Genomic DNA, 15452 nt, shown 5'->3' with positions numbered 1-15452 from the left:
GCCCTTCTTTAAAGACGGTTCTTTTTTATTTATAATTTAAGTATAGTATATAGTAGTTTACATTGAAAAGCAAGGGGCCATTTTCCTTTCGTGTACCCTTTCTTGAAAATAAATATAAATTAACAATACTACTGGGTCATTAACTATCTTACTATAGCTACCCTAATCTACTCTAAGTTTAATTTCTTATCTAATATAAACTTAGTTCCAAAGAATAATCCAACTAATAATACTAAATTAACCACTATGCCGAAAATAAATCCACTATTAATTAAAGTAGTTGCATCATTTAATGAATTAATCTCAATATTCGATAACATTTGTTCTCCAGAAACCTTAAAAAACATCGTCATAAGTAAATTTCTTATGGAAGAAAGTAAAACATTTATACCTATAAAACTAATGAAAGATGCTAAATTTCTATGATTATTAAACACTGGTAACTGCCCCATAGAAAGAGCTAAGTATACAGTAAATATAAACATAGAGTAACTAATAAACACAAGTAACATAATGTTTATTACAAAAGTTATATAATCACTTTGAAATACAATTTTTAAGCCTTCCGCAAATATTCCAAAATACTCTGATAAATTAATTGCACCATCCATAACTAAAGGTATAAGCGCTATTAAGAAAAATGCAACTACTGAAACTATACCACTAAGCAATGTCCATAAAATAGCAACTAAGTACTTAGATAAAATTATAGACGAGGATTTTACAGGAAGTGTAAACATTAAGTATCCTTCATCGCCTAATAAATTTTTACTAAATCTTTGAATTAAAACTACTACAGTTATAACAAATAAAGCTATAAGCAAGGCTCCAAATACCATCATTAGTAACCCTTGTACGTTAAATATTTCAGAATTTAAAAAAAATCCATTTATAATCGCAACCACTAATAAAGTTACATAAAGTGGTAAAAATACCTTAGCAGTTGATTTAAACTCATATTTAAATAATTTACCTAACATCTGAACTCCTCCCTAAATAAAGCATCTATAGATTTTCCTTTTTCTTCTCTTATCTCTTCTACATTTCCTTGTAATACAATATTGCCTTTAGATATAAATATTACATCATCACATATATTTTCTATTTCACTTATTAAATGAGTTGCAATAAGCAATGTGCTATCTTCACAGTAATTTGAAAGTATAGTCTTTAATATATAACTTCTAGCTGCAGGGTCAACACCTCCAATAGGCTCATCAAGTATATATAAACTAGCCTTTCTAGACATAACTAATATTAATTGAACCTTTTCTTTAGTTCCTTTTGACATAGTTTTTAATTTTTCATTTACATCTATCTTGAGGCTATCTATCATATTATTAGCTTTATCCATATCAAAGTCATCATAAAAATCTTTAAAGAAATTTAATAAGTCAGATACCTTCATCCAATCGTTTAAGTAAGTTCTTTCAGGCAAGTAAGAAACTATTTTTTTAGTTCCTATTGATGGATTAATACCATTTATTAATATCTCCCCACTATTTGCATGCAATAATCCATTTATTAATTTTATTAGTGTACTTTTCCCACTTCCATTAGGCCCAAGCAAACCTACTATTTTTCCTTTTGGAATATTTAAATTCATATTTTTTATAACTTCTTTTTTTCCGTAGCTTTTATTTAAGTCTTTTATTTCTACGATATTTTCCATTACTCCATCTCCTTTAAATTTCTTAATATAATTTCTGTTAATTCTTCTTTTTTATATCCTAATCGAATAAGGATACTATATAACTCAGCTATTTCTATTCTTGCTATTTCTTCTCTAAGATGTGCTATTGTATCTATATCATCTGTTACAAATCTGCCGCTAGTTCTTCGACTATATACTAAGTTTTCTCTTTCTAGCTCAGTTAAAGCTCTTTGCATTGTATTTGGATTTACCTCAAAATCTAAAGCTAAATCTCTTACAGATTTTAACTTAGATCCTACTTCTAATTCTCCTGAGATGATTTTTAGTTTTAGAACATCTACTATTTGGAGATATATAGGCTTATTATTATTAAACTCAAATGTCATTTTGACACCTCCGTATTATTGTACTAATCACTTAATACAATAGTACTCTTGTATGATTTTTTTGTCAACTATAAAGTTTTTTATTTTATTTATAAAAAAATAGGAGCCTGTGCTCCTATACCTTTGCTTCATAATATGTTAAATAAAAGTAATTATTGATGGGGACAAATCACAGCAATAATACCCACGATTGTCAAATTAAAATATCTATAAATCTAAACTTTTTATCTATAATAAATTTCATTTAGTTCTTTTATTTCTGTATTTGTTTTCATAACTATATAAAACCCAGTTTCATTATTAGAATTAATATTACATCCGACGATATCTATCAAAAAAATAAGAAGGATAACATATGTTATCCTTCCATTAACTCATCAATAGAATTTCTCCCTAAAATTTTATTGTAAATAACTTCAAAGTATTTGTCATATAATTTACTATAAATAGCTCCAAAAGCATTATTTAAAATTCTAAGTATTATTGCACCACCTAATCCAAACACTGGCACTGCAGTAGTTAATGCACCAAAGCAATTAAATACAGTTTGCCACTGATAAGTAGCTGATAGTCCAACCATTAAACCTCCAATAATACCTATATATCCATAATAACTTTCTGGTAAAATTATATAAATAGCTCCAAATAATAAACATCCTATTATTACAAATAGAACTCTTTTCTCATATCTAAACTCTAGTTTATCTTTATATGGTTGAAGTATTGATAAACAAGAAAAACCAATCCACATTGTACGAGGTAAATTTAGATATTGTCCTATTAACATCGCACTACATACTCCTAATGTAAGTTTTAATTGCCACTTAGTATGTTCATTTTCTAAATTTACATCTTTTACTATATCTAAAATAGTATTCTCTAACTTTAATTTTCTTTGTTTAAAGTAAAATACTAAACATACTATTGTACCTCCAATAGCTAATCCAATTATACGACTTAAATATCCTTCTATACTACTAACTTCATATCCATATAATAGTAAATATGATAAAACAAATGTCGATTGATTTGATAATATCATATTGTGACAAGATAAGATAACAATCACAAATATACATATAAAGTTTATAATAAAACATACAATCGTGCTTGATAATGATGCAAAGAATGGCCCTACCATACATATACCAAATATACTAAATATCGTAAGTGCCGACTGACCAATATTAAAATCTAAATTTGAAAACCTAAAAGTAAGCAATGCTAAAACAGTAACCACACCTACAATACTGTTTTCTTCACCAAATACAATACTAAATGATGTAACAATTATCATACAAAGTAAAAGACATAAAATATCCTTAACTATAAGTGCTGTTATATACTTTCTTTTTAAAGTTTTGTCACTGCATTCCTTGATCATAGGTTTTAAACTAACAGCTCCTAATTGCATAGCTTGATAAAAACTCACTACTTCATCCCCTTTCCTTTATCCAACATTTCTATATTCGATTTTTCTATGTATGACATCATTTTAATAAACTCTTCTTCTCCTAACTTTCTCCTAAGTTCATAAATTGGACCTAAATAATGTGCATACGTACTATCCAATTTTTCCCTACCTTCTTTTGTTATAGATATAAAGTAACTCCTTTTGTCATTTTCATCTTTTGTTTTTGTTAAGTATCCACTTTTGCTTAGTGTATCTATTATTCTACTTATGACTGTCTTGTCTAATCCCATGACTTTACTTAATTTCATGGATGTCATTTTTTCATCTCTAATTGCAAGGCATGATAATAATTCTAAATGTTGAGAAGGTATTTCATTTTCCTTTATTGATCTACTTATCAATAATCTAGAAAATAGCTTTATATCATGCATCTTTTCCATCATATAAATCCAATCAGATACTCCCAATATTCTAATCCTTTCTAATATTTATTTAAATTATATTTTTATAATAAAATTTGCTTTGCTCATGTCGCCAACGACTTCGTCCGTTACTCAAAATTATTTTTTACGCTCAAAATCAGTGCCTTGATGTAACTACATCTTGTGTTTTATTCCCAGTCATTTAGATAATATAATTTCCTGAAGCGTAAAAAATAAAATAAGTTTACTTTGTCAACTAAATTTTAATATATTTTACTTCAATTTGTCAAATTATTTTCTTAAGTCTTAATCTAAAAGTATAAAGCATGATAAAATTAAATAAATAGTAATATCATGCTTTATATTATAAATTCAACTGATGTAATAGCTCCTGTAGCAACTCTTACTATCATTGTCATTGGAGATGCAAATGTTATATATGAACAAACTTTTATAATGGTACTATCTGCATTAATTAATCCAACTATACTAAAAAAAATCCCCTAAAGGGGACCTTGAGTGGCTAACGCCACTCTTATTTCTTATCATCATCTTTGTAGTAAAAATCTGAATCACAATTAGGGCATATAAAAATTTATCCACAAGCTCATTTTCTATAATACCTTAACATATAAAAAAGTATTGGCTAAATAGTCAATACTTTTTTCGTGGATTTCAATGGTGGAGACTAATCACAATAATCATAGCCACGATTAAATTTTATACATTTTTCCCCATCTAACTTATTATTTTTTTAATCTTTTATTTTGTTCAAATATCTCTATAATATAATCACTTATTAAATTACCCATTTCATCTGTTTTAATTATTGTATTTCCTTCTGTATATATATCCTCTGTTCTATACCCCTTTTCAATCACTTTATCTATTGCCTTTTCTATTAATTGAGATTCTTCTTCTAGATCAAATGAATACTTTAGCATTAATGCAGCAGAAGAGATCAATCCTATTGGATTAGCTTTGTTTTTTCCTATTATAGTTTCATCTGGATTATGTAGTTGATTTGGTGTGAATATACCTTTTCCATCTTCATTTATTTCTGCTGAAGGAAGCATACACGCCGTTCCTGTTATTTGGCTAAGTTCATCTGCTAATATATCTCCAAACATATTAGAAGTTACTATAACATCAAATAAATAAGGAGCTGATATAACTTCCATTGCTGCTGCATCTACTAAATGGTTAGTTAATATAACTTTAGGATAATTTATACTTTCTTCCTTTATTATTTCTTTCCAAAGTCTTGAACTAGATAACACATTTGATTTATCTATACATGCAACTTTACTTCTTCTTTTTAGTGCTAATTCAAATGCAATCTTTCCTGATTTCTTTATAATTTCTTCATTATAATATTCTAAATCACTAGCTTCTCTTCCATATAAACCTAACTCATATTTCTTTTCTCCACAAATAACACTTCCTAGTAAATCTCTAACTACAAGTATATCTATACCTTCTGAAATTATATTTTCCTTTAAAGGTGATAACTCCATTAAATTTTTATTTACTGTTATTGGTCTTAAATTTGTGGAAAGGTTAAGCGCTTTCCTTAAATCCAAAAGAGATTTTACTGGATTTTTATCTATAGATACACTAGCCCATTTTTTTCCTCCTATATTCCCGATTATTATTGCATCGCTTTCTAAACATGTTTTTAAACTATTTTCCGGTAAAGGCTCTCCATATTTATCTACTGCTTCTCCTGCACCTATTACTTCTTTTATATTAAATCTATGATTATATAGTTTTCCTATAGTTTTTAATATTTTTACAGTTTCATCGCTTATTTCTGGTCCTATTCCATCACCTTTTATTAAGGCTATATTATATTCCATCTCTTCCTCCTATGACATTTATGATGTTTCATAAACCATTTATAAATGATATTATATATTATATGATACTCTTATATGGTTATAGTGTAAAATATATAATTTATTATAATAGTTATATATTTTACACTATAAGTATAGTTAATTATTTTTCAATTTTAAGGAGGATTTATGAACTCAAAAAAATTAAAATATATCTTAGCTATAGCTGAATTTAAAAGTATATCAAAAGCATCCAATCATCTTTTTATATCTCAACCATCTTTAAGTAATATACTATCTAACATTGAAAAAGATTTAGGTATTCAATTATTTGATAGAACTACTAATCCTTTATCTCTTACATATGCTGGTGAAATATATATAGAAACAGCAAAAAAAATACTTAGTTTAGAAAATAATCTAAAAAAAGAATTTAGTGATATAAATAATATGAAAAAAGGAAAAATTATACTTGGCATACCTTCTGTAAGAGGTACCCATATATTACCTCTTATTTTGCCTAAATTTAAGGATAAGTATCCTGGAATTGAGGTAGATGTTATTGAAGGTAACTCCAATCTTTTAGAGGATTATCTTTTATCTGGAAAAATAGACTTAGTTGTGACTTCTTTGCCTAGTGATAATAAAAAAATAATTTGTGAAATATTATATGAAGAAAAGATACGTTTAGCTTGTAAATCTGGTTACTTACAATCTATGGGTATAACTCCTAATAATCCTAATATTATTTCTCTTAATCAATTATCTAACATCGATTTTATACTTACTCAAAAAAGTCATAGGATTAGAGATTTATCTGAAATGTTATTTGACGCACATGATTTTAAGCCCAAAGTAGTATTTCAGACTTCTAATACTGCTACTGCTTTTAGACTTGCTACATCGGGGCTTGGTGTATGCTTTGTCTCAGAAATGATATTAAGTACAACTAAACCTATTAATGATTTTGATTTGTTTGATATTGAAAATTCACCTATAAAGTGGGATATTGCTATATTGTATTTAAAAAACACTTATTTAAGTACTGTTGAAAGAGATTTTATAAATTTATTAAAAGATACCCTTACTTCATGTCCTCGTATATTATTTAATAGATAAGTATTAATGTAAACATAAAAAATAAAGCCTTATTTGGGTAAGACTTTATTTTTTATTATATTTTACACTATTTTATGATTTAGTGCTATTTTTATGCAAAGAACTTTAATAGTATACCTGCAACTACTGCTGAACCTATAACTCCTGATACGTTTGGTCCCATTGCATGCATCAATAAGAAATTGGAAGGATTTTCTGCTTGTCCAATTTTTTGAACAACTCTTGCTGCCATAGGTACTGCTGATACTCCTGCAGCCCCTATCATTGGATTTATCTTTCCTCCACTTAACTTACACATTAATTTACCAAATAGCACTCCTGATGCTGTACCTACAGAAAATGCTGCAAGTCCCATAGCCATTATTCCTAAGGTTTGTCCTGAAAGTAGTGTTTCTGCATTTGCAGTTGCTCCAACTGTTAATCCTAATAATATAGTTACTATATACATTAAAGAATTTTGAGCTGTTTCTACTAATTTAGGAACAATTCCTGATTCCTTTAATATATTACCAAACATAAGCATTCCTATAAGTCCTGCTGTTGTTGGAAGTAATCCTATAACTACTATCATAACTACCACTGGGAATATTATTTTCTCTTTTTTAGATACTACTCTCAACTGCTCCATCTTTACGTTACGTTCTTTTTCAGTTGTTAACGCTCTTATTATTGGTGGCTGTATAACTGGAATTAATGCCATATATGAGTATGCTGCAAGAGCTATTGTACCTAATAATTCAGGTGCTAATTGACCTGTTAATTGTATTGCTGTTGGTCCATCTGCTCCACCTATTATACCTATAGATGCTGCTTGTAGTCCTGTAAATCCTAAGAGTATTGCTCCTATGAATGCAAAGAATATGCCAAATTGTGCTGCAGCTCCTAATAACATCGTTTTAGGATTAGCTATCATAGGTCCGAAATCTGTACTTGCCCCTATACACAAGAATATTAATGGTGGGAATATACCTAACTTAACCCCTTGATATAAGTAGTAGAATAATCCACCTATTTTACCTTCTGACGGTGGATTCATTAAATCAACACCTGGCATATTAGCAAGTAACATACCTACTGATATTGGTATTAATAAATATGGCTCGTACCCTTTTCCTATTGCTAAGTATAAGAATATACAAGATATCATTATTACTATAAGATTTTTTGGCGTCATCATCGCAAATCCTGAATCAGCAAAAAATTGAATCATTGTTTCTAACATTTAAACTTCCTCCTTAAATTTAGCTTATTAAGCTATTTGTAATAAGCTGTCTCCAAGGTTTACGTTTTGTCCTTTTTCGACACTTACTGATACTATCTGACCATCTACAGGCGCTACTATTTCATTTTCCATCTTCATCGCTTCAAGAATTACTAATACTTGTCCCTTTTTAACTGTTTCTCCTTCTTTAACTAGTACATTAAGTATAGTTCCTGGCATTGGTGCACTTACTTTTTCTCCAGTTCCTGATGTTTTAGATGTAGCTTTTGGAGCTGCTGTGTTAGTAACTTGTTGCTTTACCACTGTTCCTTGCTTTACTTCTTCTATTTCAACTTCGTATACTTTTCCATTTAACTTTATATGATATGTTTTTGCACTCATTTTCATTTCTCCTTATTTTATATACTATTATATTTTATAAATATTAATTTCTCTGATATCTATATTTTACTTATTTTATTCTTGATATCTTTTTTACATGAAGATTTGGGTTTACTTTTCCTTCTCCTGCCATTATTGATGCAGCTAATGCTACTACAACTTTTTCTTCTTCATCTATTGCGTCAATATCTCTAGTTAATATCATTTCATCATTAGCTTTATTATTGTCTTTTGTACTTGTTTTTTCTTTAAATATTATCTTAAATGATTCAAGTACAAGTGAAATTACTAGTAATGTTAAAAACACTATTGCCATACTTGATACTGCTATTGATAATGCTTCCATTAAATTCATAATTTTATCACCTATTCTCTACATAGTTACAGTTATATATTGTATACTATCTTCATTTTCTTCTATTTTAGCTTTTGGATTATATTTATTGTTTAAGAAATTTGGAGCTACTTGTGGGAATAAAGCATATGCTAAAACATCTTCATCATTCTTAGCAAGTTCACCTATTGCTTTTTTCATAGCTTCAAATTCTGCTTCTATTAAATCTGCTGGTCTTACTGTTATTATCTCTTCATCACCTATTATCTTTTGTTTTATTTTCTTATCTATAGGAGCTGGAGCTGTTCCATATAATCCTTTTACCATAAATATTTTTTTATAGAAAATTTGTTCTGTGGATGCTGGAGCTGTTCCATATAATCCTTTTACGTAATCTTTTATTTCTTTTGGTACTAGCTTATATCTTTCTCCTGTTAATACGTTGAATAATGCCTGTGTTCCAACCATTTGACTAAGCGGAGTAACTAATGGCGGATATCCTAAATCTTTTCTAACTCTAGGAACTTCTTTTAATACATCTTCATATTTACCAGATGCATTTTGTTGTGCTAACTGAGATAATAAGTTAGATAACATTCCTCCTGGAACTTGATATTTTAAAGTTTGAGGATCTGTTAGCAATACTTTAGTATTTAATATTCCTTCTTGCATATACTTATCTCTTATAGGCTTAAAGTACTCTGCAACTTCTAATAAGCTTTCCATGTTAAGTTTTGGATTTCTATCAATTTCACTAAATGTTACCGCAAGCGATTCTGTTGGTGGTTGAGAAGTTCCTCCACTAAATGGTGAAATTGCACAGTCTATTATATCTACACCTGCTTCTACAGCTTTCATATAAGTCATTTCAGCTATTCCACCTGTACAGTGTGTATGTAATTCTATTGGTAATTTAGTTATTTCTTTCATACGCTTTACTAAATCATAAGCGTTGTATGGTGTAAGTACTCCGGCCATATCTTTTATACATATAGAATCCGCACCCATTTTTTCTACAGTTTGTACTAATTCTAAATAGTACTCTGTTGTATGTATTGGACTTGTTGTATAAGATATAGCACATTGACAATGACCATTATACTTCTTTATAGCCTTCATAGAAGCTTCTAAGTTCTTCACATCATTTAATGCATCAAATACTCTTATTATATCTATACCATTTTTTATAGATAACTCTATAAATTTGTCAACAATATCATCTGCATAATGTCTGTATCCTAGCAAATTTTGACCTCTTAAAAGCATTTGTAATTTAGTATTTTTTACATTCTTTCTAATTACTCTTAACCTTTCCCATGGATCTTCATCTAAAAAACGTATACATGCATCAAATGTTGCTCCACCCCATACTTCCATTGCATGATATCCTACTTCATCCATCTTCTTAAGAATAGGTACTATTTCATCTGTTTTTAACCTTGTTGCTATTAAAGATTGATGCCCATCTCTTAACGCAGTTTCAGTTATTTTTAATTCATTCACTTATTATCAATCTCCTTCGTATATCTCATATATTTTCCACTAACTAAATTTATCAAATTTATTAATATTATTAATATTACAATTTGAGATAAATAAATTATTTTATATTCAATTGTAACAATTTATATTATATATTTTTAGTATATATGCCCCAAGTTTTTTTACTGTATTTCATGTTTTTTTGATGTTTTTCAGCTACCAAAATTACTCAATTTCCTATGTAAAATAACTTTTATTTAGTAGAATTTCATCATCTTTTGTTGTAATATATATAATAAATCATTATATGAAAGGGGTATTTTATATGACTAATTGGCTTGACGAATTTGTGAATAATACGGATTTAACTCAAAATAGACCAATCCGTGAAGTTGTCTATGAAAGCTTAAAAAATGTCTTAATAAGTGGAACAATTCCTGTTGGAGAGCGAATTATAGAAAAAGAATATGCTTCTAGATTAAATATAAGTAGAACTCCAGTAAGAGATGCTTTGAAGCAATTAGAAGCTGAAAATTTAGTTGAGTATATACCTAGAGTTGGCGTTGTTACAAAATCCATTACTAAAGACAATGTGTTTGAAATATATAAAATAAGGGAAGCTTTGGAGATATTAATTTTAGAAACAGCAATCACTAATATAACAGATGAGGAAATCGTTTTAATAAATAAAAATATTTTAGAATCACAAAGGATGCATGAAGAGGATAATGTTGATGAAATAGTTAAATTATTTGAAGAATTTAACTGGTTAATTTATAAATCTAGTAAAATGCAAATATTACCTTCTTTAATAGCTAATCTAAATAGCTATCTTCAAAGATTTAGAACAATATCAATTCAGGATAAAACTAGACGCATCGAAGCTATAAATGAACATGCTTTAATTTTAGAATGTATTGTCAATAAAGATAGAGATCTAGGTATTGAAACTATAAAAAAACACCTTAATGTTTCTATCAACGTAGTGTCTAAGAAGATATAAATATCTTTACAATTTATAAAGTGTATGTTACCTAGTGTATATTATTTCAACTAAATAATATACACTTTTCCATTTTAAAAATTTACACGTTTTTATACTTATCTTCACTTATATAGTGTAATATATTTAGCTGTATTTTAATATTAGTAAATATATATTTTAATAAAACAATATGCTCTGTTTATTATTAAGTTAATGCTATTTTCATAAACAGAGCATATCTTTAAAAACAAATAGAAGTCTATCTTATTATTTAAGTTAATCTTATATTTGTATTAAATATTTTTATATAAAGTAATGTTTATTTTTATCTATTATCTCACTTTATTTCTATTGTGATTTATTAAAGAACCTGCACTTACTATTTTCTTTTCATCAAGTGTCATATCTGCTATATATAAATTTATTTCTTCTATTTTATCATTTATTACATATGCTTTTATATCAGACATATCTCCACTGCTTAATATTTCTTTTATACTAGGAACAAATATATAATCTCCAACATTAAACTTAATATCTTCATTAGTTAAAAATGGTATCATTCCCCAATTCATTAAGTTTGAACGATAACGTTTTGTAGCATATTCTTTTGCTATATTAGCTATACCACCTAATACTCTTTGGCAAGATGCTGCTTGTTCTCTCGCAGATCCATCTCCCGGTTTGTTAGCATAAATAACACTTCCAATCCCTGTTTCTAAAGGTTTAACTTGAAAGCCTATAGTTTTTATTTTGTTAAACACTTCTGTTAATTCACTATCTAAAGTTGTTGGATCTATATTTTTCATTCTTGCTTTTTCTAATTTATTAACAGCTTTTGCTCTATTTACATAATCAGGATCTCTTCTAGATAATGTAAATTCAGCAAGTCCTAAAGGATTAGAACGATATGATGATGTCTCTCCTGATGGTATTAATTCATCAGTTGTAGTGATAGGGTCTGTTATTACAGATGCAACTTGCATCAATATATTATTTGTTAAGCTACTCATTTCTGGCCAATCTTTTATATTTGGTCCATACTTTAACTCTGCTTCTTCTTGTGGTGCTACATATCCATTATATATTCTACTATCATATGAACTAGTATCAAAGTTATAATTATCAAAAGATGAATAATCCATTTCAAAATCAGTTGCAGGAGTTAATATTCCACCATTTGATGCAGTTGCTGCTATGCTTCTAGCATCCATTAATGCTACTGAAGATATTTGACCATTGCCTGGCTTTGAACCTTCTCTATTAGGGAAATTTCTAGTTGTATGTCTTATTGATAATGCTCCATTTGCTGGTGTATCACCTGCTCCAAAGCATGGTCCGCAAAATGCAGTTCTTATAGTAGCACCTGCTGCCATACAATCTGATATTGCTCCATTTTTAACTAACTCCATCATAACTGGTTGAGATGATGGATATATTGATAACGAAAACTCATCATTTCCACAACTCTTTCCTTTTAATATTTTAGCTGCTTCCATTATACTACTATAAGTTCCTCCAGCACATCCTGCTATTATACCTTGATCTACTTTTAACTTACCATCAACTATTTTATTTCTTAAATTAAATTCTATATTAGGATTATCTATTATTTTCTTTCCCTCTTCTTCTATCTCTTTTAATACTATTTCTAGGTTATTGTTTAAATATTCTATTTCATACACATTACTTGGATGGAATGGTAAGGCTATCATTGGCTTTACTGTACTTAAATCTATATATACCATCCCATCATAATAAGCTACTTCCCTAGGATTTAATTCTTTATAATCATTTTCTCTACCATGAGCACTTAAGTATGCTTTAGTATCTTCATCAGTTCTCCATATAGATGATAAGCATGTTGTCTCTGTTGTCATAACATCTATTCCATTTCTATAGTCAGTTGTCATATTAGACACACCTGGTCCTATAAATTCCATAACTTTATTTTTAACATATCCATTTTTGAATACTTTTCCTATTATAGCTAATGCTATATCTTGTGGACCTACTGCAGGATGCGGCTTTCCTGTTAGATATACACCTACTACTTCTGGATAATCTATATCATAAGTATCACATAGTAGCTGTTTGACAAGCTCTCCACCACCTTCTCCTATTGCCATAGTTCCAAGTGATCCGTATCTAGTATGGCTATCTGATCCTAATATCATCTTTCCACATCCAGCCATCATTTCTCTCATATATTGATGTATAACTGCCATATGTGGTGGAACATATATACCTCCATATTTTTTAGCTGCAGATAGCCCAAACATATGATCATCTTCGTTTATTGTTCCTCCAACTGCATTTAAACTATTATGACAATTAGTCAATACATAAGGTATCGGAAATTTCTTAAGGCCACTTGCTTTAGCCGTTTGTATTATACCTACAAAAGTTATATCATGAGATGCCATTGCATCAAATTTTATTTTAAGCTTTTGCATATTATTAGATGTATTATGTTTTTCTAATATTGAATATGTGATAGTTCCTTTTTTAGCTTCTTCTTTTGTCAGTATATTACCAACCTTATCTATAAGTAGTTCTTTTTTATTTTCATCAATTATCTCTGTTCCATTTATTACATAAACACCATTATCATATAATGTTACCATAACCATACACTCCTTATTTTATATTCGATTTAAAACATATTAATTATTCTTTTCTATACTTGATAAAACAAGTTTTGACCCAATTATTGAATTAACAGAAAAAATTTTCGAAACAGCTAAAATACTTACTTATCATGGTATTAATTTAACATTTTGTTCGTATATTTAGAAATAATTAGTAGCTATACTCATATAAAAAATATGAGTATAGCTACTAATTATAATATTTATCTTTTATTTCCATTAAAAATATACTTACAGCAAGTAAATCTGCACATCCCCCTGGACTAATATTATTTTTTATATATTCATCCTCTAACTCTTTTATTTTAATTTGCCCTTCAGTAGTATTTACTCCTCCAATTAAAAGCAATTCCTTTGCACTGTTTTGTACCCATCTAAGTGTATCTATATCTTTTCGATATACAATTGTACTATCTTCAACTTCAGACATTAAATGTATTAGTATTTGTGTATAAAAACTATTCCTTTTTACAGTAGTATTTTCATATTCTTTAAGGATTTTGTCAAATACTAATTCTAAACCATTTTTTACTTCACCTCTTATGCCAGTAAATCCATAATTTAAATAAAGTTTTTCTCCATGAGTTAGATTATTTTTCAAATGAATATTTTTAAAGTCGTCCAATATATTTACTACCATTTCTTTTATAGTGTCTTTTATATCATCAAAACTTTTTTCTTCGTATAATACTTTAGCTACTGCACTTGCACAAATTCCCATTAAAAATATCATGCCCTTATGAGTATTTATATTATTTGTAGCTTCAAACATGCCCTTTTCGCATTGTATACCTACTTTTCTTATTGATTCAAATATTAAAATAGGTTTATGATATGTATATCCTATCTTTGCCATTGTTTTGATGAAAGGTGCTATCGCTACAGCACTATCTAAAAAAGTATAATAGTCCATATCTTTATGAGATCCATTGCTTACTGGTGAGACTAGTCCAAAAGATGGATGAGTTGATACTTCACTTATCATAGCTTTAAGAGCTAATTGAGATATTCCATATGATAGTTGCTCTGCTTCATGATCTTTTTTCTTATAAAGCTTATACATCTCTTCAAAATATTTTTTTATCTCTTCTATTGTATGACTTTGAGCTCTTGAGCAGATTTTAGCCTCTAAATCGCATATAAAACATTTTCTAGATTTTTTATATAAATCACTTCTTGAAATTCCTATAACTTCTCCATCTTTATAAGTATATACATCTATATCTACACATCTACCTAGTATATGACTTTCTTCGATTTCTATCATAATTCTTTTTACAGTTATAAAATCTATATTAAATAAAAAGTGTCCAATTATACCTTCTTTATTTTTATATTTTCTATCATACACAATATACTTCCTATAGTATGTGTTTATTTCTTCATAAATTATATTTACAATGTCATCTGTTATATAATTTGATTTTTCTACTCCAGGATAATTTATTCTTACTGTTACCAGTGTTTTGTTTTCATATTGTTTTATCAAATTTTCTTGATATTTAACTCTTAATTCTCTGTCATATAAAAATTCTTCAATTGCTTTGGTATCTATCATTATTAA

Annotated in this window: 14 protein-coding genes; 2 read left to right on the top strand and 12 right to left on the bottom strand. The window is 28.1% G+C overall.

Features of this window, described 5'->3' with window-relative positions:
* Nucleotides 1-167: 167 nt before the first annotated feature.
* The 6 genes from HF520_RS00440 to leuB form a co-directional block, all read right to left on the bottom strand.
* Complete coding sequence (locus HF520_RS00440; protein ID WP_168572158.1) at nucleotides 168-980, bottom strand: ABC transporter permease; 813 nt, start codon at nucleotides 978-980, stop codon at nucleotides 168-170.
* Nucleotides 974-1672: an ABC transporter ATP-binding protein gene (locus HF520_RS00435; RefSeq protein ID WP_168572157.1), complete on the bottom strand. Its 699-nt coding sequence runs from the start codon at nucleotides 1670-1672 to the stop codon at nucleotides 974-976. Before HF520_RS00435 ends, HF520_RS00440 begins: the two co-directional genes overlap by 7 nt.
* On the bottom strand, nucleotides 1672-2040 hold the full coding sequence (locus tag HF520_RS00430; protein ID WP_168572156.1) for a GntR family transcriptional regulator: 369 nt from the start codon (nucleotides 2038-2040) through the stop codon (nucleotides 1672-1674). The genes HF520_RS00435 and HF520_RS00430 overlap by 1 nt, the downstream gene beginning before the upstream one ends.
* A 358-nt stretch (nucleotides 2041-2398) precedes the next feature.
* Nucleotides 2399-3472 (bottom strand): FUSC family protein, encoded by a 1074-nt coding sequence (locus HF520_RS00425; RefSeq protein ID WP_168572155.1) that lies wholly within the window; start codon nucleotides 3470-3472, stop codon nucleotides 2399-2401.
* A complete protein-coding gene (locus HF520_RS00420) occupies nucleotides 3472-3921 on the bottom strand; it encodes a MarR family winged helix-turn-helix transcriptional regulator (RefSeq protein WP_168572154.1) in 450 nt (149 codons plus the stop codon). The genes HF520_RS00425 and HF520_RS00420 overlap by 1 nt, the downstream gene beginning before the upstream one ends.
* A 701-nt stretch (nucleotides 3922-4622) precedes the next feature.
* The gene (gene leuB, locus HF520_RS00415; RefSeq protein ID WP_168572153.1) at nucleotides 4623-5735 is read right to left on the bottom strand and encodes a 3-isopropylmalate dehydrogenase; all 1113 of its coding nucleotides are present in this window, start codon (nucleotides 5733-5735) and stop codon (nucleotides 4623-4625) included.
* Between the two features lie 168 nt (nucleotides 5736-5903).
* On the opposite strand from leuB, the gene HF520_RS00410 reads away from it, so the two are divergent.
* A complete protein-coding gene (locus tag HF520_RS00410; protein ID WP_168572152.1) occupies nucleotides 5904-6833 on the top strand; it encodes a LysR family transcriptional regulator in 930 nt (309 codons plus the stop codon).
* Nucleotides 6834-6924: 91 nt separating this feature from the next.
* Here the strand turns inward: HF520_RS00410 and HF520_RS00405 are convergent, their stop codons facing one another.
* The 4 genes from HF520_RS00405 to HF520_RS00390 all read right to left on the bottom strand — a co-directional run bounded on the left by HF520_RS00405 (nucleotide 6925) and on the right by HF520_RS00390 (nucleotide 10273).
* Entirely contained in the window at nucleotides 6925-8055 is a 1131-nt protein-coding gene (locus HF520_RS00405; protein ID WP_168572151.1) for a sodium ion-translocating decarboxylase subunit beta, read from the bottom strand.
* 27 nt (nucleotides 8056-8082) lie between these two features.
* A complete protein-coding gene (locus tag HF520_RS00400) occupies nucleotides 8083-8436 on the bottom strand; it encodes a biotin/lipoyl-containing protein (RefSeq protein ID WP_168572150.1) in 354 nt (117 codons plus the stop codon).
* 70 nt (nucleotides 8437-8506) lie between these two features.
* Complete coding sequence (locus HF520_RS00395; RefSeq protein WP_168572149.1) at nucleotides 8507-8791, bottom strand: OadG family protein; 285 nt, start codon at nucleotides 8789-8791, stop codon at nucleotides 8507-8509.
* An 18-nt stretch (nucleotides 8792-8809) separates the two neighbouring features.
* Nucleotides 8810-10273 carry a pyruvate carboxylase subunit B gene (locus HF520_RS00390; RefSeq protein WP_168572148.1) on the bottom strand — a complete coding sequence of 488 codons (1464 nt, stop codon included), beginning with the start codon at nucleotides 10271-10273 and terminating at the stop codon, nucleotides 8810-8812.
* Between the two features lie 304 nt (nucleotides 10274-10577).
* Between HF520_RS00390 and HF520_RS00385 the strand changes: the two genes are divergently transcribed.
* The gene (locus HF520_RS00385) at nucleotides 10578-11255 is read left to right on the top strand and encodes a GntR family transcriptional regulator (protein WP_168572147.1); all 678 of its coding nucleotides are present in this window, start codon (nucleotides 10578-10580) and stop codon (nucleotides 11253-11255) included.
* Nucleotides 11256-11569: 314 nt separating this feature from the next.
* Here HF520_RS00385 and HF520_RS00380 read toward each other — a convergent pair whose 3' ends face one another.
* Nucleotides 11570-13864: a hydratase gene (locus HF520_RS00380; protein WP_168572146.1), complete on the bottom strand. Its 2295-nt coding sequence runs from the start codon at nucleotides 13862-13864 to the stop codon at nucleotides 11570-11572.
* 214 nt (nucleotides 13865-14078) lie between these two features.
* Nucleotides 14079-15446: a triphosphoribosyl-dephospho-CoA synthase CitG gene (citG, locus tag HF520_RS00375; RefSeq protein WP_168572145.1), complete on the bottom strand. Its 1368-nt coding sequence runs from the start codon at nucleotides 15444-15446 to the stop codon at nucleotides 14079-14081.
* Nucleotides 15447-15452: the final 6 nt, after the last annotated feature.

Origin of the sequence: Romboutsia sp. CE17 (assembly GCF_012317385.1) — a bacterium.
Taxonomy (GTDB): domain Bacteria; phylum Bacillota; class Clostridia; order Peptostreptococcales; family Peptostreptococcaceae; genus Romboutsia_E.
Note: the sequence above shows the minus strand (reverse complement) of the source record. Positions and strands in the feature narration are given on the sequence as shown.